Source organism: Streptomyces sp. CB02009 (assembly GCF_001905825.1).
Lineage (GTDB): Bacteria > Actinomycetota > Actinomycetes > Streptomycetales > Streptomycetaceae > Streptomyces.
This window is the reverse complement of the sequence record NZ_LIVV01000015.1, coordinates 1-21267: the sequence shown is the minus strand read 5'-3', so window position 1 is coordinate 21267 and position 21267 is coordinate 1. Positions and strand designations below refer to the sequence as shown.

The 21267-nt window shown below is 72.2% G+C and carries 19 protein-coding genes, 2 pseudogenes and 1 riboswitch; of the genes and pseudogenes, 6 read left to right on the top strand and 15 right to left on the bottom strand.

Going from position 1 to position 21267, the window contains the following annotated elements:
• Positions 1-6: 6 nt before the first annotated feature.
• The 10 genes from AMK27_RS39015 to ribD all read right to left on the bottom strand — a co-directional run bounded on the left by AMK27_RS39015 (position 7) and on the right by ribD (position 8709).
• Positions 7-1056 carry a hemolysin family protein gene (locus tag AMK27_RS39015; RefSeq protein ID WP_073919059.1) on the bottom strand — a complete coding sequence of 350 codons (1050 nt, stop codon included), beginning with the start codon at positions 1054-1056 and terminating at the stop codon, positions 7-9.
• Positions 1053-2585 carry a hemolysin family protein gene (locus AMK27_RS39010; protein WP_241847771.1) on the bottom strand — a complete coding sequence of 511 codons (1533 nt, stop codon included), beginning with the start codon at positions 2583-2585 and terminating at the stop codon, positions 1053-1055. Before AMK27_RS39010 ends, AMK27_RS39015 begins: the two co-directional genes overlap by 4 nt.
• A gap of 256 nt (positions 2586-2841) precedes the next feature.
• Positions 2842-3297: a PH domain-containing protein gene (locus tag AMK27_RS39005; RefSeq protein WP_073919057.1), complete on the bottom strand. Its 456-nt coding sequence runs from the start codon at positions 3295-3297 to the stop codon at positions 2842-2844.
• A 41-nt stretch (positions 3298-3338) separates the two neighbouring features.
• Positions 3339-4187, bottom strand: coding sequence for an ATP phosphoribosyltransferase (gene hisG / locus AMK27_RS39000; protein ID WP_073919056.1), 849 nt, complete (start codon positions 4185-4187; stop codon positions 3339-3341).
• Between the two features lie 65 nt (positions 4188-4252).
• Positions 4253-4534, bottom strand: a complete 282-nt coding sequence (locus AMK27_RS38995; RefSeq protein ID WP_073818722.1) for a phosphoribosyl-ATP diphosphatase — start codon at positions 4532-4534, stop codon at positions 4253-4255.
• 35 nt (positions 4535-4569) lie between these two features.
• Positions 4570-5055, bottom strand: a complete 486-nt coding sequence (gene ribH / locus AMK27_RS38990) for a 6,7-dimethyl-8-ribityllumazine synthase (protein WP_015032243.1) — start codon at positions 5053-5055, stop codon at positions 4570-4572.
• 30 nt (positions 5056-5085) lie between these two features.
• Complete coding sequence (locus AMK27_RS38985; RefSeq protein ID WP_073919054.1) at positions 5086-6366, bottom strand: bifunctional 3,4-dihydroxy-2-butanone-4-phosphate synthase/GTP cyclohydrolase II; 1281 nt, start codon at positions 6364-6366, stop codon at positions 5086-5088.
• A complete protein-coding gene (locus tag AMK27_RS38980) occupies positions 6363-6956 on the bottom strand; it encodes a nicotinamide mononucleotide transporter family protein (RefSeq protein WP_073919132.1) in 594 nt (197 codons plus the stop codon). Before AMK27_RS38980 ends, AMK27_RS38985 begins: the two co-directional genes overlap by 4 nt.
• A 44-nt stretch (positions 6957-7000) precedes the next feature.
• The gene (locus tag AMK27_RS38975; protein WP_030316363.1) at positions 7001-7609 is read right to left on the bottom strand and encodes a riboflavin synthase; all 609 of its coding nucleotides are present in this window, start codon (positions 7607-7609) and stop codon (positions 7001-7003) included.
• Between the two features lie 2 nt (positions 7610-7611).
• Positions 7612-8709 carry a bifunctional diaminohydroxyphosphoribosylaminopyrimidine deaminase/5-amino-6-(5-phosphoribosylamino)uracil reductase RibD gene (ribD, locus tag AMK27_RS38970; protein ID WP_073919052.1) on the bottom strand — a complete coding sequence of 366 codons (1098 nt, stop codon included), beginning with the start codon at positions 8707-8709 and terminating at the stop codon, positions 7612-7614.
• A gap of 173 nt (positions 8710-8882) precedes the next feature.
• Positions 8883-9012, bottom strand: a riboswitch (FMN riboswitch).
• Between the two features lie 242 nt (positions 9013-9254).
• Here ribD and AMK27_RS38965 point away from each other — a divergent pair.
• Together AMK27_RS38965 and AMK27_RS38960 are read left to right on the top strand one after the other, a co-directional pair.
• Entirely contained in the window at positions 9255-11636 is a 2382-nt protein-coding gene (locus tag AMK27_RS38965; RefSeq protein WP_073919051.1) for a chitinase C-terminal domain-containing protein, read from the top strand.
• A 137-nt stretch (positions 11637-11773) separates the two neighbouring features.
• Complete coding sequence (locus AMK27_RS38960; RefSeq protein WP_073919049.1) at positions 11774-12538, top strand: SDR family oxidoreductase; 765 nt, start codon at positions 11774-11776, stop codon at positions 12536-12538.
• Between the two features lie 47 nt (positions 12539-12585).
• Here the strand turns inward: AMK27_RS38960 and AMK27_RS38955 are convergent, their stop codons facing one another.
• A complete protein-coding gene (locus tag AMK27_RS38955) occupies positions 12586-13776 on the bottom strand; it encodes an ROK family transcriptional regulator (protein ID WP_073919047.1) in 1191 nt (396 codons plus the stop codon).
• Between the two features lie 124 nt (positions 13777-13900).
• Here AMK27_RS38955 and AMK27_RS38950 point away from each other — a divergent pair, with 124 nt between their 5' ends.
• The 3 genes from AMK27_RS38950 (at position 13901) to AMK27_RS38940 (ending at position 17486) form a co-directional block, all read left to right on the top strand.
• Positions 13901-15115 (top strand): MFS transporter, encoded by a 1215-nt coding sequence (locus AMK27_RS38950; protein ID WP_073919045.1) that lies wholly within the window; start codon positions 13901-13903, stop codon positions 15113-15115.
• Between the two features lie 132 nt (positions 15116-15247).
• On the top strand, positions 15248-16678 hold the full coding sequence (locus tag AMK27_RS38945) for a uracil-xanthine permease family protein (protein ID WP_073919043.1): 1431 nt from the start codon (positions 15248-15250) through the stop codon (positions 16676-16678).
• A 73-nt stretch (positions 16679-16751) separates the two neighbouring features.
• Positions 16752-17486: a DUF5995 family protein gene (locus AMK27_RS38940; protein WP_274535767.1), complete on the top strand. Its 735-nt coding sequence runs from the start codon at positions 16752-16754 to the stop codon at positions 17484-17486.
• A 59-nt stretch (positions 17487-17545) separates the two neighbouring features.
• Here AMK27_RS38940 and AMK27_RS43940 read toward each other — a convergent pair.
• The 3 genes and pseudogenes from AMK27_RS43940 to AMK27_RS38930 form a co-directional block, all read right to left on the bottom strand.
• Positions 17546-18184, bottom strand: a pseudogene (locus AMK27_RS43940) (flavin monoamine oxidase family protein); the annotation flags it as partial.
• A 4-nt stretch (positions 18185-18188) separates the two neighbouring features.
• Positions 18189-19176: pseudogene (locus AMK27_RS43935) on the bottom strand (flavin monoamine oxidase family protein); the annotation flags it as partial.
• 131 nt (positions 19177-19307) lie between these two features.
• Positions 19308-20114 carry a carbon-nitrogen hydrolase family protein gene (locus tag AMK27_RS38930; RefSeq protein WP_073919041.1) on the bottom strand — a complete coding sequence of 269 codons (807 nt, stop codon included), beginning with the start codon at positions 20112-20114 and terminating at the stop codon, positions 19308-19310.
• A gap of 287 nt (positions 20115-20401) precedes the next feature.
• On the opposite strand from AMK27_RS38930, the gene AMK27_RS38925 reads away from it, so the two are divergent.
• Positions 20402-20968 (top strand): Repetin, encoded by a 567-nt coding sequence (locus tag AMK27_RS38925; RefSeq protein WP_073919039.1) that lies wholly within the window; start codon positions 20402-20404, stop codon positions 20966-20968.
• A 135-nt stretch (positions 20969-21103) separates the two neighbouring features.
• On the opposite strand, the gene AMK27_RS38920 is transcribed toward AMK27_RS38925, so the two are convergent.
• Positions 21104-21267, bottom strand: a 164-nt coding sequence (locus tag AMK27_RS38920; RefSeq protein WP_143204936.1) for an Lrp/AsnC ligand binding domain-containing protein, incomplete at its 5' end; no start/stop codon positions are given.

Below are 21267 nucleotides of genomic sequence, written 5' to 3'. Positions count from 1 at the left end.
CCCCCGCTACCCGGTGGGCACCCGGTCGGAGGCGACCCGGTGCGCGGGGTCGCGGACCTCGCCCACCAGCATCTCCAGGACGTCCTCCAGGGCCACCAGGCCGAGCACCCGGCCCGAGCCGTCGGCGACCTGCGCCAGATGGGTCGCGGCGCGGCGCATCACGGTGAGCGCGTCGTCGAGGGGCAGTTCGGGGCGGAGCGTGGCCATCGGCCGCCACAGCCGCTGGGGCACCGCCCGCTCCCGTTCGTCCAGGTCGAGGACGTCCTTCACGTGCACGAAGCCCATGAAGGCGGTGCCCGCCTCGGCGCGGACCGGGAAGCGCGAGTACCCGGTGCGCACGGTCAGCTCCTCGATCTCGCGCGGGGTGACCGCGGGCGGGACCGTGACCAGGGAGGGGGAGGCGATGAGGACGTCCGTCACCGGGCGGGTGCCCAGTTCGAGGGCGTCCTCCAGGCGCTCCTGCTCGGCCGGGTCGAGGAGTCCGGCCTGGCCGGCGTCCTCGACGAGACGGCCGAGCTGGACGCTGGTGAAGACCGCCTCCACCTCGTCCTTCGGCTCGACCTTGAAGGCCCGCAGGACCAGCCGGGCGCAGGCGCCGAGCGCGGCCGTCACGGGCCGGCAGAGCCGGGCGAAGCCGACCAGGCCGGGGGCGAGCCAGAGCGCGGTCCGCTCGGGCGCGGCCATCGCCAGGTTCTTCGGGACCATCTCGCCGATGACGAGGTGGAGGAAGACGACCGCGGCGAGGGCGATGACGTAGCCGAGCGGATGGATGAGGCCCTCCGGCACCCCGACCGTGTGGAAGACGGGTTCGAGGAGACGGGCCACGGTCGGCTCGGCGACGGCGCCGAGCGTCAGCGAGCAGACGGTGATGCCGAACTGCGCGGCGGCCATCATCTGCGGCAGGTTCTCCAGACCGTGCAGGACCTGCTTGGCACGGGCGCCGCCGAGCGGCTCGATCTGGCTGCGGCGGACGGAGACGAGCGCGAACTCGGCTCCGACGAAGAAGCCGTTGGCCAGGACGAGGAGGACGGCGAAGAGAAGCGGAAGGGTGCTCATCGGACCGCCTCCGCCGCCACCGGAACGGGTGCGTCCAGGTGGCCAGGGACCGGATCGGGCACCGCGCCGGGGACCGGGGCGGACGCCGCGCCGGGGACCGCACGGGACGCCGGGTCCGGTGTCTGGTCGGCCGCGGGGGCGCTCGCCCGGTCCGGTGCCGGGTCGGCCGCAAGGGCGCTCGCCGGGTCGGTCGCCGTATCGAGGGCCGGGTCCGACGCCGGGTCCGTCCGGACGATCCGTACGCGCTCGGCGCGGTAGCGGTCGACCTGGCGCACCGACAGCCGCCAGCCGGGCAGTTCGGCCCGGTCGCCGGCGGCGGGGATGCGTCCCAGGAGGTCGGCGACGAGCCCGGCGACGGTCTCGTACGGCCCGTCGGGCACGTCGAGGCCTATCCGGCGCAGGGTGTGGACCCGGCAGGAGCCGTCGGCCTCCCAGGCGGGGCGGCCGTCCTCGGCGGGAGCGGCGGCCAGCTCGGGCCGCCCGTCGGCCACCGTGTCGTGCTCGTCGCGGACCTCGCCGACGAGTTCCTCGACGATGTCCTCCAGGGTGACGACACCGGCCGTGCCGCCGTACTCGTCCACGACCACGGCGATCGGCTGCTCGCGGCGCAGCCGCTCCAGAAGGGTCTGGGCGGGCAGCGTCCCGGGCACGAGGAGCGGCGGGACCGCGATCCGGCCGACGGGGGTGCGCAGCCGGGCGTGCGGCGAGACGGCGAGCGCGTCCTTGAGGTGGACCATCCCGACGATCTCGTCGATGCGGTCGCGGTAGACGGGGAAGCGCGAGAGGCCGGTGGCCCGGGTGAGGTTGAGGACGTCGGCCGCGGTGGCGTCCCACTGGAGGGCGCTGACCTTCACGCGCGGGGTCATGACCTGCTCGGCGGTGAGGCCGCCGAGGGACAGGGTCCGTACGAAGAGGTCGGCGGTGTCCTGTTCGAGGGCACCGGCCAGGGCGGAGTGCCGGGCGAGGGAGACGAGTTCGCCGGGGGTGCGGACGGAGTCCAGCTCCTCGGTGGGCTCGACGCCCAGGAGCCGTACGAGCCGGTTCGCGACCCGGTTGAGCAGGGAGATCACCGGCCGGAAGAGGGCGGAGAAGTACCGCTGCGGGGTGGCGACGAAGCGGGCCACCTGGAGCGGCCGGGAGACCGCCCAGTTCTTCGGTACGAGCTCGCCGACCACCATCTGGACGGCGGAGGCGAGCAGCATCCCGATCACCACCGCGATGCCGGAGACGGCCCCGGCGGGGAGTCCGGTCGCGGTGAGCGGTCCGTGCAGCAGTCCGGCGAGCGCGGGCTCGGCGAGCATGCCGACGACGAGGGAGGTGATGGTGATGCCCAGCTGGGTGCCGGAGAGCTGGAAGGACAGCTCGCGCAGGGCGGTGACGACGGTGCGGGCGCGCCGGTCGCCGGCGGCCGCGGCCCGCTCGGCCTCGGCGCGCTCGACGGTCACGAGGCCGAACTCGGCGGCGACGAAGAAGCCGTTGGCGAGGATCAGGACAAAGGCCGCGAAAAGCAGCAGAAGGGAGATGATCATGCCGCCGCCTCCTGGGAGGGGGCGGCGCAGGTACTACCGGACGATCCGTCCATTGCTGGAGGGAGTCACTCCTCGGGTCGAAGGGTGGCCCCGCAGGCCGCGGAACCGCGGCCCTGCACACGCGAGGCGGTGGTGCCGCTCGGCACCACCGCCTCCAGAGTAGTCACGCGAAGGGCCGGAGGGGCAGGGGGTCGGCCCCGGATGGGGGACATCACGCCCCGCGGGCGGTCGGACCGTGCGCCTGGCACATCGGTCGTCAGGCCGTCTGCTCCGCGCCCGTGCCGCGGCTGTCGGCCAGGGCCCGCAGGGCGCGGGCGTCCCGGATGGCCGACTCCTTGGCGATCCCGGGCTGGATGCCCAGCGCCGGCAGGCTGGTGCCGTCGCTCAGGTCGAGGAACACCCAGGGGTCGCCCGGGCGCAGGTTGACCTTGAGGATCTCCGCCCAGGCCAGCCGCCGGGTCCGGGTGATGTTGACGACCGTGACGCCCTCGTCGTCGGCGACGACCTTGGGACGGCTCAGCAGCAGCAGGCAGCCGGAGAGCAGCGCGGCCGTGAAGAAGAAGCTGGCGCGCTCCCCCGGGCCGAGCCGCTCCAGCATCGCCGCGACGACGCTGATCACGACGAAGATCGCGACGCTCATCGTGATCAGGACGACCCGGGTGCGCCCGGGGCGGAACGTGACCGGGAGGGCGGGCGTCTCTGCGTGGGACATCGGTGGTTCCTCGGTGCCTTCGGTGCGGGCGGTCCGTGCCGTCAGAGGCGGCAGGCGTGGATGGCGGTGGTGAGGATGGCGCGGGCACCGATCTCGTACAGGTCGTCCATGATCCGCTGCGCCTCCTTGGCGGGGACCATGGCGCGGACGGCGACCCAGCCCTCGTTGTGCAGCGGGGAGACGGTCGGCGACTCCAGGCCCGGGGTGAGGGCGACGGCCTGCTCCAGGTGCTCGGCGCGGCAGTCGTAGTCCATCATCACGTACGAGCGGGCGACGAGGACGCCCTGGAGGCGGCGCATGAACTGCTGGACCTGCGGGTTGTCGTCGGTGGCGCCGTGGCGGCGGACCACGACGGCCTCGGAGGTGAGGATCGGCTCGCCGATGACCTCGAGTCCGGCGTTGCGCAGGCTGGTGCCGGTCTCGACGACGTCCGCGATGATCTGGGCGACGCCCAGCTGGATCGCGGTCTCGACGGCGCCGTCCAGGTGCACGACGGAGGCGTCGATGCCCTGGTCGGCGAGGTGCTTAGCGACGATGCCCTCGTAGGAGGTGGCGATCGTCATGCCGCCGAAGTCCTCGGGACCGTTCGCGGTGCCCGGGCGGGTGGCGTACCGGAAGGTGGAGCGGCCGAAGTTCAGCGCGAGGATCTCCTCGGCGCTGGCGCCGGAGTCCAGGAGCAGGTCACGGCCGGTGATGCCGATGTCCAGCTTCCCGGAGGCGACGTAGATCGCGATGTCCTTCGGGCGCAGGTAGAAGAACTCGACCTCGTTGTCGGGGTCGATGACGACGAGCTCCTTGGACTCCTTGCGCTGGCGGTAGCCGGCCTCATGGAGCATTGCCGACGCAGGTCCGGAGAGGGAACCCTTGTTGGGAACGGCGATGCGCAGCATGGGGTGGGCTTCCTTTGCCTGGGAGTGGTGGGGAGTCCGGGCGGTACGCGCCCGGAGGGGTGTGCTCAGAGGTGGGCGTAGACGTCGTCGAGCGAGATCCCGCGGGCGACCATCATCACCTGGACGTGGTACAGCAGCTGCGAGATCTCCTCGGCGGCGGCTTCCTTGCCCTCGTACTCCGCGGCCATCCAGACCTCGGCTGCCTCTTCGACGACCTTCTTGCCGATGGCATGGACGCCCTTGTCCACCAGCTCCGCGGTGCGGGAGGTGGCCGGGTCGCCGGTCTCGGCCTTGAGCTTGAGCTCGGCGAAGAGCTCTTCGAAGGTTTTGGGGGTTCCGTTCGCCATGATGGTCCTAAGAGTACGGGGTAAGGGTCGTGCCATCAGCGCCAGGGTTCGCTCACCGTGCGCAGCGTGGTCGCGGTGGCGACGGCGGCGGTGACGGCCTCGTGGCCCTTGTCCTCGGTGGATCCTTCGAGGCCGGCGCGGTCGAGGGCCTGCTCTTCGGTGTCGACGGTGAGGACACCGAATCCGACGGGTACGCCGGTGTCGATCGAGACCTGGGTGAGGCCGTGGGTGACGCCCTGGCACACGTACTCGAAGTGCGGCGTTCCGCCGCGGATGACGACGCCGAGCGCCACGATGGCATCGTAGCCGCGCCCCGCGAGGACCTTCGCCACGACCGGGAGCTCGAAGCTGCCGGGGACGCGGAGGAGGGTCGGCTCGTCGATGCCCAGCTCGCTCAGCGCGCGGAGGGCGCCGTCGACGAGACCGTCCATGATCTTCTCGTGCCACTGCGCCGCGATGACCGCGACCCGCAGGTCGCCGCAGTTCTTCACGCTGAGGACGGGTGCGCCCTTGCCGCTCATGATTCTCCTTGCCGGTGGATACGTACGGGATTACTGGTTGGCGCAGGTGGAGGCCGGGGAGCCGTCCAGCCAGGGCAGGTCGTGGCCCATCCGGTCCCGCTTGGTGCGCAGGTAGCGGAGGTTGTGCTCGCCGGCCGTGACGGGCATGGGCTCGCGGCCCTCGACCGTGAGGCCGTGCCGGGTCAGGGCGTCGATCTTGTCGGGGTTGTTGGTCATCAGACGCAGGCTCCGGACGCCGAGGTCCACGAGGATCTGCGCGCCGGCCGCGTAGTCGCGGGCGTCGGCGGGCAGCCCGAGTTCCAGGTTGGCGTCGAGGGTGTCGCGGCCGCGCTCCTGGAGCTCGTACGCGCGGAGCTTGGAGAGCAGGCCGATGCCGCGGCCCTCGTGGCCCCGGAGGTAGACGACGACGCCGCGGCCGGCCTCGGTGACGCGGTCCATGGAGGCCTGCAGCTGGGGGCCGCAGTCGCAGCGCAGCGAGTGGAAGATGTCGCCGGTCAGGCACTCGGAGTGGACCCGGACCAGGACGTCCTCGCCGTCCCCGATCTCGCCGTGGACGAGGGCGACGTGCTCGACGCCGTCCACGGTGGAGCGGTAGCCGTACGCGGTGAAGTCGCCGTGCGCGGTGGGGAGCTGCACCTCGGCCTCGCGGCGGACGGTCGGCTCGGCGGAGCGCCGGTAGGCGATCAGGTCCTCGATGGAGATGATCGTGAGGCCGTGCTTGCGGGCGAAGGGGACCAGCTCGGGCAGCCGCAGCATGACGCCGTCCTCGCCGGCGATCTCGACGATCGCGCCGGCCGGCCGGAGTCCGGCGAGGCGGGCGAGGTCGACGGCGGCCTCGGTGTGGCCGTTGCGGGCCAGGACGCCGCCGGGCTTGGCGCGGAGCGGGAAGATGTGGCCGGGCCGCACGAAGTCGGAGGGCTCGTGGTTGCCGCTCGCGAGCATCCGCAGGGTGGTGGCGCGGTCGGCGGCGGAGATGCCGGTGGTGACGCCGTGGGCGGGGGCCGCGTCGACGGAGACGGTGAAGGCCGTGCGCATCGACTCGGTGTTGTGCTCGACCATCTGCGGGAGTTCGAGGCGCTCCAGCTCCTCGCCCTCCATGGGGGCGCAGATCAGTCCGCGGCACTCGCTCATCATGAAGGCGATGACCTCGGGGGTGGCCTTCTCGGCGGCGATGACGAGGTCGCCCTCGTTCTCGCGGTCCTCGTCGTCGACGACGACCACGGGCCGGCCGGCGGCGATGTCGCGGATGGCCTGCTCGACGGGGTCGAGGCCGAGGTCCGTGGCGTCCCAGAGGGGAAGGGCGGCAGTCATGCGTGGGCTCCTTCCAGAGCGGTGGGGGTGGTGCGCGTCCGGAGCCACCAGTCGCGCATGCCCCAGACGACGAGGGCGAAGTAGATGACGTAGACCAGGCCGGAGAAGGCGAGGCCGCTGTTGAAGGCGAGCGGCACGCCGACGAGGTCGACGAGGAGCCAGGCGAACCAGAACTCGACCAGGCCGCGGGCCTGGGCGATCATCGCGACGAGGGTGCCGACGAAGATGTACGCGTCGGCCCACGGGCTCCAGGAGAGCGACGGGTAGAGGGTGAAGAGTCCGCCGACGGCGAGGGTGCCGACGACCGCCCCGGCGAGGAGCAGTCCGCGCTCCTTCCAGGTGGCGAAGCGGACGGCGATGGAGCCGTCCTGGGCCTGCTGCCTGCCGCGGTTCCACTGCCACCAGCCCCAGGCGGCGACGCCGATGACGAGGAGCTGCTTGCCGACGCCGCCGGAGAGGTGGGCGGAGGCGTAGGCGCCGACGAGGATCACGCCGGAGAGCAGCTGGGCGGGCCAGGTGAGGATGGAGCGGCGCCAGCCGAGCGCGAGGGCTATGAGTCCGATCGTGTTGCCGATCATGTCGGACCACATGATGTGCTGACCGAAGGCGCTGAACGCCTCGGAGTTGAGCCAGCTCACTTGTCGCTCTCCTTGGCGTTCGGGCCGAGCAGCCGCTCGACGTACTTGGCGATGACGTCCACTTCGAGGTTGACCGGGTCGCCGGACTGCTTGATGCCGAGCGTGGTCAGGTCGAGGGTGGTGGGGATGAGGCTGATGGTGAACCAGTCGTCGGTGACCTCGACGACGGTGAGGCTGACGCCGTCGACCGTGATCGAGCCCTTCTCGACGACGTACCGGGAGAGGTGGGCGGGCAGGCCGACCTTGACGAGTTCCCAGTGCTCGGACGGGGTGCGCTCCAGGATCGTGCCGGTGCCGTCCACGTGGCCCTGGACGATGTGGCCGCCGAGGCGGCCGCCGACGGCCATGGGCCGCTCCAGGTTGACGCGGGAGCCGACCTCCAGGGCGCCGAGGCTGGACCGCTTGAGGGTCTCGGCCATGACGTCGGCGGTGAACTCGCCGTCGCCGAACTCGACGACCGTGAGACAGACACCGTTGACGGCGATGGAGTCGCCGTGCTGGGCGCCTTCCGTGACCAGAGGGCCCCGCAGGCGGAAGCGGGAGGCGTCCTCCAGCTGCTCGACGGCGGTGACCTCGCCCAGTTCTTCGACGATTCCGGTGAACACGGTCAGGCTCCCTTGAGGGTGGCGGTGGGGTGCGGGGCGGCGGTGACGCGGAGGTCGGGTCCGACGCGCACGGTCTCGGTGACGTCGAGCCGCAACGCTTCGGTGATGGTGCTGATTCCTGCGTCGGCGAGGGCGTTCGGGCCGGCGCCGAGGAGGACGGGGGCGAGATAGCCGACCACCTGGTCGACGGCGCCCGCGGCGACGAAGGCGCCCGCGAGGGTGGGGCCGCCTTCGAGGAGGACGGAGCGGACGCCGCGCGCGTGGAGGGCGTCCAGGAGGGCGGGTACGGACAGGCCGCGCGCGGCCCTGGGGAGGCGGACGACCTCGGCGCCGTCGAGGGAGACCGCGGCGTCGTCCGCGACGGCGATCAGGGTGGGGGCCGCGTCGTCCAGGACCCGGGCGCCGGGCTTCACCGCGGTCGCCTCGGTGTCGACGACGACCCGGAGCGGCTGGACGGCCCCGTCGATGCCGCGTACGGCCAGGTGGGGGTCGTCCGCGCGGGCGGTGCCGGAGCCGACCACGACGGCGTCGGCCTCGGCGCGCAGCCGGTGGACGTCGGCGCGGGACTCGGCGGAGGAGATCCAGCGGGAGGTGCCGTCGGCGGCGGCGATCCGGCCGTCGAGGGTGGCGGCGTACTTCCAGCGCACGAAGGGGCGGCCGTGGCGTACGGAGGTGAGCCAGGCGATGTTGCCGGCCTCCGCCTCGGCCTCCAGGAGGCCCTGCCCGACCTCGACCCCGGCGGCGCGCAGGGTGTCGGCACCGCCGGTGGCCTGCGGGTTCGGGTCGCCGACGGCGTACACGACCCGGCTGACGCCGGCCGCGATCAGGGCCTGGGCGCAGGGGCCGGTGCGGCCCGTGTGGTTGCAGGGTTCGAGGGTGACGTAGGCGGTTGCGCCGCGGGCGCGGCCGCCGGCCTCGCGCAGGGCGTGGACCTCGGCGTGGGGGCCGCCGGCGCGCTGATGGAAGCCCTCGCCGACGACGTCTCCTGAGGCGTCGGTGATGACGCACCCGACGACCGGGTTGGGGCTGGTGGCGCCGAGACCGCGTGCGGCGAGCTCGACGGCGCGTCGCATGGCGGTGATGTCGGCCTGCTGGGCCACCGGGTCCTCCTGCCTCTTCGGGCACGGACTCCGGGGCCTGTCGATGACGACAGAGAGCGGAACGACGCCTCGCGCAGGGTGCGCCGAGGCCGCTGTCCCGCGGGTACGCCGATCGATGCCGATACGGCGACCAGCGGACATACGGCCGGCACACCCCTGACAGGGTTCGCCCGCCGCGCACTGCCTCCCATCCGGACTTTCACCGTCGGTCCAGGAATCTCACCTGGTCAACCGGCCGCTGGCTGCGGACGGGTCGCGGACTATACCGCCGGTTCGGAATTACACCGACCCCGGAGTGCGCTGCTGCTGATACAGGGCCAGTGTGCCACGACCCGCGCGGGGCGATGCGGCCGGATTCCTGTGGTCTGGCTCACAGAGTCCCACAGAACTCTTCTTTGGTCCAGACCTATTGACGCACTGGTCTAGTCCTCTTAATCTCCGTGTCACCTCCTAGGAACGGCCCGGCGGGGTGCGCACCCCACGGGCCCAACACGACCCACCCCCTTGTTCGTTGTGTTTGCCCACCTCCCCAGGAGGAACCGATCGTGTTGTCCCCCACCGCGAAAAGAGCCTCGCTGCTCTCGTCCGGCGCAGCCGTCGCCGGACTGCTGCTCAGCTCGCTCTCCGGCGGCGTCTCGTACGCGGCCGACAACGAGTCCTGTCGCCCCGACGGGCTCTACAAGACGCCCGGCGTCGACGTCCCGTACTGCTCGGTCTACGACACCGAGGGCCGCGAGAAGATGGGCGCGGACCACCAGCGCCGGGTCATCGGCTACTTCACCGGCTGGCGCGACGGCAAGAACGGCCAGCCCGCGTACCTGGCCAAGGACATCCCGTGGGAGAAGATCACCCACATCAACTACGCCTTCGGGCACATCGGCTCGGACAACAAGCTCTCCGTCGGCACGGACGGTCCGAACAACGCCGCCACCGGGATGACCTGGCCCGGTGTCGCAGGCGCCGAGATGGACCCCGCGTACGCCTACAAGGGCCACTTCAACCTGCTCAACAAGTTCAAGAAGCAGCACCCGAACGTGAAGACGCTGATCTCGGTCGGCGGCTGGGCCGAGACCGGCGGCTACTTCGCGGACAACGGGAGCCGGGTCAACTCCGGCGGCTTCTACTCGATGGCGACCAACGCCGACGGTTCGGTCAACCAGGCCGGGATCGACACCTTCGCCGCCTCGTCCGTCGACTTCATCCGCAAGTACGGCTTCAACGGCGTCGACATCGACTACGAGTACCCGACGACCATGAAGGACGCCGGCAACCCGCTCGACTGGCAGACCGCCAACGCGCGCCGCGCCGGACTCGTGCAGGGCTACGCGGCCCTCATGAAGTCCCTGCGCGAGAAGCTGGACGTGGCCGGCGCCGCCGACGGCAAGCACTACCTGCTGACCGTCGCCGCCCCCTCCTCCGGCTACCTGCTGCGCGGCATGGAGACCTTCCAGGTGCAGAAGTACCTGGACTACGTCAACATCATGTCCTACGACCTGCACGGCGCCTGGAACGAGTACGTCGGGCCCAACGCCTCCCTCTTCGACGACGGCAAGGACGGCGAGCTCGCCGCCGCCAACGTCTACGGCTCCGCGCAGTACGGCAACATCGGGTACCTCAACACCGACTGGGCCTACCACTACTTCCGCGGCTCGATGCCGGCCGGCCGGATCAACATCGGCCTGCCCTACTACACCCGCGGCCACAAGAACGTCCAGGGCGGCACCGACGGCCTGTGGGGCAAGGCCTCCGCGACCACCTGCCCGGCCGGCGCCGGTCTGACCAAGTGCGGTGACGGCGCCACCGGCATCGACAACCTGTGGCACGACAAGGACACCAACGGTGTCGAGTCGCCCGCCGGCTCCAACCCGATGTGGCACGCCAAGAACCTCGAGAAGGGGATCGTCGGCGACTACGTCACCCAGTACGGCTTCCCGGCGAACACCACGCTGACCGGCACCTACGCCCGCAAGTACGACTCGACCCTGGTCGCGCCGTGGCTGTGGAACGCGCAGAAGAAGGTCTTCCTCTCCACCGAGGACGAGCAGTCGGTGGCCGCCAAGGCCGACTACGTGGTCAACAAGGGCATCGGCGGCACGATGGTCTGGGAGATGGCCGGCGACTACGACTGGAACGCCACCAAGGGCCAGTACGAGATCGGCGACACCCTCACCTCGCTGATGTACGACAAGTTCAAGGCGGCCACCCCGTACGGCGCGAAGAAGTCCAACGCGACCCTGCCGACCAAGGCCGTGAAGATCGACGCGCAGTTCACCGAGTTCAAGCTCGGCGACTCGAACTACCCGATCACCCCGAAGATCAAGATCACCAACAACACGGCGGCCACCCTCCCGGGCGGCACGGAGTTCCAGTTCGACTACGGGACCTCGGCCCCGGCGAACGCCTCCGACCAGTCGGGCTTCGGCACCAAGGTGATCAGCAGCGACCACACGGGCAGCAACGTGGGCGGCCTGAAGGGCGACTTCCACCGCGTCTCCCTGAAGCTCCCGGCCTGGCAGTCGCTGGCCCCGGGCGCCACGGTCGACCTGGCGTTCAACTACTACCTGCCGGTGTCCACCCCCTCCAACTGGACGGTGAACATCAACGGCACGACGTACGCCCTCGCCGGTGACCTGGCGCGCGGCACGACGGTGGTCGAGCCCGGCACCACGACCCCGCCGACCACCCCGCCGACGACCCCGCCCACCACGCCTCCGACGACCCCGCCCACGACTCCCCCGACCACGCCTCCGACGACGCCGCCCACCGGCTGCGGCACGGTCCCGGCGTACGTGGCCGGCACGGTCTACAACGCGGGCAACGAGGTCTCCCACAACGGCCGCAAGTACAAGGCCCAGTGGTGGACCCAGAACGAGACGCCGGGCACGACCGGCGAGTGGGGCGTCTGGAAGGACCTCGGGGCCTGCTGACCCACCCCCTCCGAACCCCCGGCGGCGGAACATCACGGCCCTTGCCGCCGCCGGGCTCCCCCAGCGCCGCGCCCCCCTGTCCGGGGCGCGGCGCCTCCGCGTGTGCGGACGACGCCGAGGGCGGCCAGTCTGGAGACATGAGCACGATCCTGGTCACCGGCGGCACCGGAACCCTCGGCCGGCCCGTCTGCGAACGGCTGCGCGCGGACGGCCACGACGTGCGGGTCCTCAGCAGGCACTCGCCGCCCTACGCGGTCGACCTCCGGCAGGGCGGGCCGCTGCTCGACCGCGCCGTCGACGGGGCCGACGCGGTCGTCCACTGCAGCAACATCCTCCGCGGCGACAAGGACGCGGCCCGCGTCCTGATCGAGGCGGCCCGGCGCGCCGGGGTGCCCCATCTGCTGTACATCTCGATCGTCGGCGTCGACCGGGTGCCGCTCGGCTACTACCGCACCAAGTACGCGGTGGAGCGCATGATCCAGGGCTCGGGCATCGGCTGGACGCTGCTGCGCGCCACCCAGTTCCACGATCTGGTCCTCCAACTGCTCCAGGGCCTGGCCAGACCGCCCGTGATGCTGGTGCCCAAGGAGGTGCGGGACCAGCCGCTGGAGGTGGCGGAGGCCGCCGCGCGCCTCGCCGAGCTGGCCGCGGGGCGGCCCGCGGGCCGGGTGGAGGACATGGGCGGCCCGGAGGTCCGGACCTTCGACGAGCTGGCCCGCGCCTATCTGCGGGCGAGCGGCCGCAGGCGCCGACTGGTCGAGGTGCCGCTGCCGGGCAGGGTCTACCGGGGGCTGCGGCGCGGCGAGCACCTGGCGCCGGACCGCGCGGTGGGGCGGGTGACGTTCGACGAGTTCCTGGCGCGGCGGTTCGGCGGGGCGGGCGACGCGGCGACGGGCGCCTGAAGCCCGAAGCCTGGCGCAGTCCCCGGCGTCCCCGGCGGCCCGCCCCCCTAGAGCCCCGCCGTCGGCGCCCCGAACAGTGCGTCCTGCGCCGTGTCCCGGGCCAGGAGCAGGGCGCCGCGCAGGACCGCCGCGTCCCCCAGGGCCGTCGCGCGGACCTCCGTACGGAGCGGGGAGAGGGCGGCGAGTTCGGTCTCCACGCGCGCGGCGAGCGCGGCGCCGCCCTGGTGTCCGGTCTCCCCGGCGAGGACCACGCAGCCGGGGTCGAGGACCGAGACGACGGCGGCCGCGCCGACGGCGAGACGGCGGGCCAGCGCGTCGAGGAAGGCGGCCTGATCCGGCGTCGGCGCCGTCCCCGCGGCCGGACCGTCCGCCCCGGCGTCCCCCGAGGTCAGCGCGTCCGCCGCCGTGAGTCCGTGGGCGGCGGCCAGGGACTCGACGGCCGCCGCGCAGGCCAGCTCGTGGAAGCCGCCGTCGCAGCCGGTGGCCGAGGGGAGCCCCGAGGTGCCGGGCACGGGCAGGAAGCCGATCTCGCCCGCGCCGCCCGAGGCCCCGCGGCGCAGCCGTCCGCCCAGGACCACGGCCGCGCCGACGCCCTGGCCGAGCCAGAGCAGGACGAAGTCCTCGCGGTCGCGGGCCGCCCCCTCGCGCAGTTCGGCGACGGCGGCGAGGTTGGTCTCGTTCTCGACGAGGACGTGCGCGGGCAGCCGTTCCTGGAGGACGCCGACGAGCCGCCGGTGCCAGGCGGGCAGTCCCGAGGAGTCGCGGAGTTCGCCGGTGGCCGGGTCGATGAGGCCGGGGGCGCCGACGGCCACGCTGTGCAGCCGGTCGGCGCCCGCCTCCCTCACGGTCCGCTCCAGGAGCGCGACCGCCTTCTCGACGGCGGGCCCGGTGTCGCTGTCGTCGCCGACGGGCACGGTGGCCTCGGCGAGGGTGGTGCCGAGCAGGTCGGCGACGGTGACGGAGACCGACCGGGTCCGTACGTCCAGGGCGGCGAGGTGCGCGCGGTCGGCGACGAGTCCGTACAGCTTGGCGTTGGGTCCCCGGCGTTCGGCTCCGGACTCCCCGACGACATGGACGAGCCCGGACCGGTGGAGCCGCTCGACGAGGTCGGCGACGGTGGGCCGGGAGAGTCCGGTGAGGGTCTTGAGCTGAGTGGCCGTCAACGGGCCTTCGTCCTGGAGCAGTCGCAGGGCGAACCGGTCGTTGATGGCTCGTGCGGTGCTCGGGGATGCGGCCATGCGGCGATCCTCTCAGACGCTCCCGGGTGCGGATGCCGTTCCGCGGTCTATTTATCAGGCAGGGTTCCTGATAGTTTACGGCCGCACCACCCGGCCGTTCCACATCACCACCCAGGGAGGGACCATGGCGGCGGAGACCGTCACCAGCACCGAACGCCTGCGGCGGGCGCGCTTCGCCGTCGCCGCCGTGTTCTGCGTCCACGGCGCCGTCACCGGCAGCTTCGCGACCCGCATCCCCTGGATCCAGGAGCACGCGGGCGTGAGCGCGGGACAGCTCGGACTCGCGCTCGCCTTTCCGGCCCTCGGCGCCTCCGTGGCGATGCCGCTGGCCGGGGCCGTGTCCCACCGGTTCGGCGCCCGCACGGCGCTGCGCGGCCTGCTCACCCTCTGGACCCTCGCCCTGACGCTGCCCTCGCTCGCCCCGAACATCTGGGGCCTGTGCGCCGCGCTGTTCGTGTACGGCGCGACCGCCGGCATGTCCGACGTGGCGATGAACGCGCTCGGGGTCGAGACCGAGAACAGGCTCGGCAAGTCCATCATGTCGAGCCTGCACGGCATGTGGAGCGCGGGCGCCCTCATCGGCTCCGCGGCCGGCACGGTCGCCGCCCACCTCGGCGGCGACGCCCGGCTCCACCACCTGATCGCGGCCCTGGTCCTCACCGCCCTCGGACTGGTCTTCTGCCAGGGCGTCCTGGACGTGCACAGCACCCCGGACGAGGAGCCGCCGCCGCGGTTCTCGCTGCCGCCGAAGTCCGCGCTGATCATCGGCGCGGTCGGGTTCTGCGCGGTCTTCGCGGAGGGCGCGAGCCTCGACTGGTCGGCCGTCTACCTCCGGGACGAGCTGGGCAGCTCCGCCGGGCTCGCGGCCGCCTCCACGACCGCCTTCGCGCTGACGATGACCGTCGCGCGGCTGGCCGGCGACCGGGTCGTCGACCGCTTCGGCGCGGTCCGTACCGTACGGGTCGGCGGCGCCGTCGCCACCCTGGGCGGGGTCCTGGTCGTTGTCGCCCCGCACGCCGCCGTCGCCATGGCCGGATTCGGCCTCATCGGACTCGGGGTCGCGGTCGTCGTCCCGCTCGCCTTCGCGGCGGCCGGGCGCAGCGGCCCGAACCCGAGCCAGGCCATCGCGGGCGTCGCCACCATCACGTACACCTCGGGGCTGATCGCCCCCTCGGCGATCGGCGGCATCGCCGACGCGACCTCGCTGGTCTTCTCGTTCGGCCTGGTCACCCTGCTCGCCCTGGGGCTCGTCGTGGGCGCGGGCGTCCTCAGGTCCGGCGAGCGGCGGTCCACCCCGGCGGCACCCGCCCCGGAGAAGACCCCGGGCCACGTCGGCTAGCGGCCGGAGGCCCGGGCGCCCAGCGCGGCCCGGGCCCCGGCGCACGTCCCCGGCCTCCGGCGGCGCATACCATGTGGCTGATCTTTTACGGTCGCGACGCGGCCGCCTGAACCGGAGAACGGGAGCCACCTCATGAACCTCGGCGTGCGCTGGACCTTGCACGGCGACGGGAAGACACCCGCTCCGGGAGCCGTCGTCCGCCCGGACGAACGGCTCTCCTGGCCCCGCACGGTCGGCCTGGGCGCCCAGCACGTGGTCGCCATGTTCGGGGCCTCGTTCGTCGCTCCGGTGCTCATGGGGCTCGACCCGAACCTCGCAATCATGATGTCCGGTGTCGCGACCGCGATCTTCCTCCTCGCGACCCGCGGAACCGTCCCCTCGTACCTCGGCTGCTCGCTCTCGTTCGTCGGTGTCGCCGCCGCGATCCGGGCCGCCGGCGGCACCAGCGCCACCGTGACGGGCGCGGTGTTCGTCGTCGGCGGGGTGCTCTTCCTCTCCGGCCTCGCGGTCAGGAGGTTCGGCGCGCGGATCATCCACGCGGCGATGCCGCCGATCGTGACCGGCGCCGTCGTCATGCTGATCGGCTTCAACCTGGCCCCGGTCACCGCGGCGACATACTGGCCGCAGGACCAGTGGACGGCCCTCCTCACGATGCTGTTCACCGGCCTCGCCGTCGTCTGCCTGCGCGGCTTCTGGTCCCGTATCGCGATCTTCCTCGGCCTGATCTTCGGGTACGGCATCTCGTGGATCTTCGACCTGGTCTTCGGCAAGATCCACTCGATGTCCGCGAGCGGCCAGGTCACCGACCACTGGCGGCTCGACCTCTCCGGGGTCTCCCAGGCCGACTGGGTCGGTCTGCCCACGTTCCACGGCCCGAGCTTCGAGTGGTCCGCGATCCTGGTCGCGCTGCCCGTCGTCATCGCCCTGATCGCCGAGAACGCCGGACACGTCAAGGCGGTCGGCGAGATGACCGGGAAGCCGCTGGACGACCAGCTCGGCACCGCGATCGCCGCCGACGGCGCCGCCTCGATGCTGTCGACGGCCGTGGGCGGCCCGCCGAACACCACGTACTCGGAGAACATCGGCGTCATGGCCGCCACCCGGGTCTACTCCACGGCCGCCTACTGGGCCGCCGCCGGCTTCGCCCTGCTCTTCGGCCTCTGCCCGAAGTTCGGCGCGGTCGTCGCCGCCATCCCCGGTGGCGTCCTCGGCGGCATCACCGTGATCCTGTACGGCATGATCGGCCTGCTCGGCGCCCAGATCTGGATCAACGCCAAGGTCGACCTGCGCAACCCGCTCAACCTGGTCCCGGCCGCCGCGGGCATCATCATCGGCGTCGGCGGGGTGAAGCTGACCTTCACGGACACCTTCGAGCTGGGCGGCATCGCGCTCGGCACGATCGTCGTCATCACCGGCTACCACGTGCTGCGGGCCTTCGCCCCGGCCCACCTCAAGCAGCAGGAGCCGCTGCTCGACTCGGGCACCAGCTCGTACGAGGGCACGTCCGGGGAGGGCGGGTCCGGCGAGAGCACGTCCGGCGACGGGCCGCTGTCGAAGAACTGAGGGATTCGCCCGTTCTGGGTAAGCCGGGCCGGAGGAGTTCCCTCCCGGGCCCGGCGACTGGGAGCCTGCCCGCATGGCGCAGACCCAGCAGATCGGGCAGAGCGAACAGACACAGCGGGTCGGGCGGCAGCCCGGCCCGTTCCTCGCGGTCGATCCCGTGGTGGACCGGATGCGGGCCTTCCGCTCGGCCTGGCATCCGGCCGACGGGGTCGCCGTCTTCAACCGGGTCTATCTGACCGTCACCGAGGAGATCGGCCACGCCATCGAGGCGGGCGGCTTCGCCGACCGCCGGGCCGCCGCCACCCTCGACGTGCGGTTCGCCGAGCGGTACCTGACCGCGGTCGACGCGGCCGCGACCGGCCGCCCCTCCCCCGCCTGCTGGCGGCCGCTGTTCCGCTACCGCCGCCATCCCGGCGTACGGCCGCTGCAGTTCGCGCTGGCCGGGATCAACGCCCACATCGGCCACGACCTGGCCCTCGCGGTGGTCGACGCGTGCCGGGACCTGGAGTGCGCTCCCGCCGAACTGGAGGACGAGTTCGACCGGGTCGGCGACGTCCTGGTCCTGCTGGAGGAGCGCATCCGGGAGGAACTGATGCCGGGCCCGGACCTCTTGGAGGTCGCGGACCCGTTGACGCATCTGCTCGGCTGCTGGAGCCTCGACCGGGCCCGCGACGGGGCCTGGCTGGCCGCGCGCTCGCTGTGGCAGCTGCGCGGCCTGCCCGAGCTGGCCGGGGAGTTCACGGAACGCCTCGACCGCTCGGTGGGGCTGGTGGGGCGGATGCTCCTCACCCCGCTGAGCATGCCCTGAGCACGCTCCGCACCGGCCGGGTCCGTGCGGCCCCGGCCGTAGGGACCCGGCCGTACGGCTCAGTCCTCCGGCAGCTCGACCGGGGCGATCTCGTCGTACACGTCGCCCGGACCGGGGTTCGTCCCGTCGGTGGCACCGCCGAAGTGGTGCATCACGCCCCACACCGCGTTGAGCGCCGTCTGCACCGCGCCCTCGGCCCAGCCGGCCGTCCACGAGATGTCGTCGCCGGCGAGGAAGATGCCCCGCTTGTCCTGGGGCAGCCGGTCCTGCATGAAGTGCGTGAACAGGCGCCGCTGGTAGCGGTAGTGACCGGGCAGGTTCGCCTTGAACGCGCCCATGAAGTAGGGCTCGTTCTCCCAGGAGACCGTCACCGGGTTGCCGATGATGTGCTTCCGGATGTCGACCTTCGGGTAGATCTCGCCCAGCGACTTCAGCATGACCTCCATCCGCTCGTTCGCGGACAGCGGCAGCCACTTCAGACTGTCGTCGCACCAGGTGTACGAGAGGCAGATGGTGGCGGGCTTGTCCGGGCCGTCGTCCAGGAGGTACGTGCCGCGGGTCATCCGGTCGGTGAGCGTCATCGACATGACGTCCCGGCCGGTCTCCTCGTCCTTGTCCAGCCAGAACGGCCGGTCCACCGGCACGAAGAGCTTCGAGGACTCCATGTAGTGGGTGCGCTCGATCGCCGTCCAGTGGTCNNNNGCGAGTCGTCACAGGCGATCTTGGAGAGCAGCATCCAGGACTGAGCGGTGAAGATCGCCGCCTGGAAGGTGCGGATGTCTCCGGAGGCGTCGGTGACGGTGATCCGGTTGCCGGCGGTCCGGTTCAGCCGGGTCACGGCCGGCTTCGGGGTGCCGTCGTGCAGGGTGCTGAGCGAGGTGCCCTGCGCCCAGTGGACGATCTTCTCCGGCTCGCGCTCCCACAGGCGCAGCGGCAGCTGCTGCGAGCCGCCCACGATGCCGCGGTGGTGGTCGTCCGCCTCGGTGTAGACGACGCGGAGGATCTCCAGGATGGAGTTGGGGAAGTCGGTGTCCCAGCCGCCGGTGCCGAAGCCGACCTGGCCGAAGATCTCGCGGTGCCGGAAGGACTTGAAGGACTCCGACTCGCAGAGGAAGCCGTAGAAGGTCTGGTTGTCGAGCTTCTCGACGAGCTTCGACCAGATCTCGCGGATGCGCGGGACGTCGCGCTCGCGCATGGCCTGGTTCATGTCGGAGAAGTCGGCGCCCTCGTCGAGGCAGGCGTTCCACGCGTTCATCACGTCGCGGTAGACCTGCGGGAGGTCGTCGACGGTGGTGGCGTAGTGCGACTCGCCCTTGAGGTCGACGACGGTCGAGGGGGTCGTCTCGGCCAGCGGGTTGGGGAACGGCGTGGTCTCCAGGCCGACGAGGTCGATGTAGTGCTGGAGCGCGGTCGAGGAGGGCGGGAACCGCATGGCGCCCATCTCGGCGGTGAGGCCCTCGGTGGCGGTGCCCTCGAAGCCGACGGTACGGAGCCGGCCGCCGATCTGGTCGGCCTCGTAGACGACGGGCTTGAGGCCCATCTTCATCAGCTCGTACGCGGCGATGATGCCGGAGAGTCCGCCGCCGATGACGGCGACCTCGGTGCCGTGCTCGGTCGCCGGTATCTGGCCGAGCCCGGCCGGGTGGGCCAGGAAGTCGTCGTAGGCGTACGGGAAGTCCGGACCGAACATGGTGATCGGCGGCTGGCCGTCGCTGTGGGGGACGGCGGTCGTGGGCACCGTGGACGTCATGGGGTACGGACTCCTTGCACGGAAAAAGGGTGAGTCTGGGCGACTGCGCGGGTCGGGGCGGGAGGGGCGGCTCAGACGAGGGAGCCGTAGAGCCCCGGGCGCCGGTCGCGGAGGTAGGGGTTCTCCTCGCGGGACGCCGCGAGGAAGGCCGGGTCGACGTCGCCGAGGACGAGGTCCTCGCCGCGCCCGGCGCGAGCCCGGGCGGTGCCGTCGGGGCCCGCGAGGGTGGAGAGCCCGACGAACTCGAACTCCTTCTCCGGGCCGGTCCGGTTGGCGTACGCGATGTACAGCTGGTTCTCGAAGGCGCGGACGGGCACCACGGACAGGGGGACGACCTCCGCGGGGTGCATGAGCGCGGTCGGTACGAGGAGGAGGTCCGTACCGGCCAGCGCGTGCGCCCGCACGTTCTCGGGGAACTCGACGTCGTAACAGATCATCATGCCGACGGTGAGGCCGGCGAACTCCGCCTGGACGACGGGCCGGTCGCCGGGGGTGAACCAGGTCAGCTCGAAGTCACCGAAGAGGTGGGTCTTGCGGTACTGCGCGAGCGGCACGCCGTCGGCGCCGATGAGCTGCGCGGAGTTGTAGAGGACCCCGTGCTGCTCGGTGTCCCGCTCCGGGTAGCCGTAGCCGACGGCCAGGCCGTGGCGCACGGCGATCGCCGCGACGGCGCGGGCGGAGGGGCCGTCGGCCGGCTCGGCCAGACGCGCGATGTCGGCGCCGATGGCGTATCCGGTGAGGAAGAGCTCGGGGGCGAGCAGCAGGCCCGCTCCGGCGGCGGCGGCGCGGCCTGCGGCCTCGTCGAGGATCTTGAGATTGGCGGCCACGTCACCGAGTTCGCCGGAGCTCTGGAGCAGGGCGGTGCGCAGCGCGGGCATGCGTGATCCTCGGGGGTCGAAGTACAGGGGGAAGACGTCAAAAACGGTACGGTTTCGCGCTCGGTCGGGACAAGACGGCAGCGTTGCGGACCGACCGTCGAACCGTTGCGCGATCGACCGGTGGGGCGACGATTCGTTGCGTACGGCTCCCCCCGGGGTGGCGTTCCCCCTCCCCCGTGCGGCGGAGGGGGAACCGTCCTGCGGCCCGACGCCGCGCGGCGGGCCCCGCGGAAGAGTGGTGGTCGTCCGGGAGACCCCGGGCGACCTGCCGAAAGGACCGCGTAGCCATGAACCGTCGTACGAAGATCGTCGCCGTCTCCGCCGCCGTTCTGCTCACCCTGGGGGCCGGGGGCGTGGCCGCCGCCTCGGCGGACGACAGCCACCGGCCCGCCCCGGCGCCGGCCGCCGTCACGGAGGCGGCGGCGCTGACCGGCACCGCGAAGCTGTACCGCCCGGCCGGGGACGACATCACGTTCTCCTTCGACGCGCATCTGGCGGAGAAGGACCGGCAGGATCCGATGAAGGCCACCGGCACGTTCCGCTTCAGCCACTACAAGGGCGACTGGGGCGGCTACGCCAAGGTGAAGGTCGACTGCCTGACCACGGGCGGGAAGGTGGCCGTCGTGTCGGGTGTCGTCGTCGAGACGGACGTGAAGGAGTTCCGCAAGGCGCGGGTGGGCGTCACGGTGCACGACACCCCCGGCGGCGACCGGCTCGGCTACACCTGGATGACCGCCGACCCGCAGAAGGACAAGGTGCCGCCGTGCCTCAGCGGCGCGCCGTTCGAGAAGGTCGAGAAGGGGACGGGCGACTTCAAGGTCGTGCCCTGGGAGTTCGTCTACCCCACCGAGTAGGCGCCCCACCGGGGTGGACGGGGCCACTCGACCGAGCGGACCGCCCCGCGGGGGTGGGCGGGCGAAGGCCGGTGCGGGAACCACGGCCCGCACCGGCCCGACCGCCGGCGTCCCCGCGGGGTCGCGTACGCGGGGTTAAGCGGGCGACCCCGAGGAGAAGCGCCGCAGGAGCGGCGACAGCACCAGGACGGACTTGGTGCGCTCCACGAAGGGCTCGCCCGCGATCCGCTCCAGGACCCGCTCGAAGTGGCGCATGTCCGAGGCGAAGACCTGGACGACGGCGTCCGCGTCACCGGTGA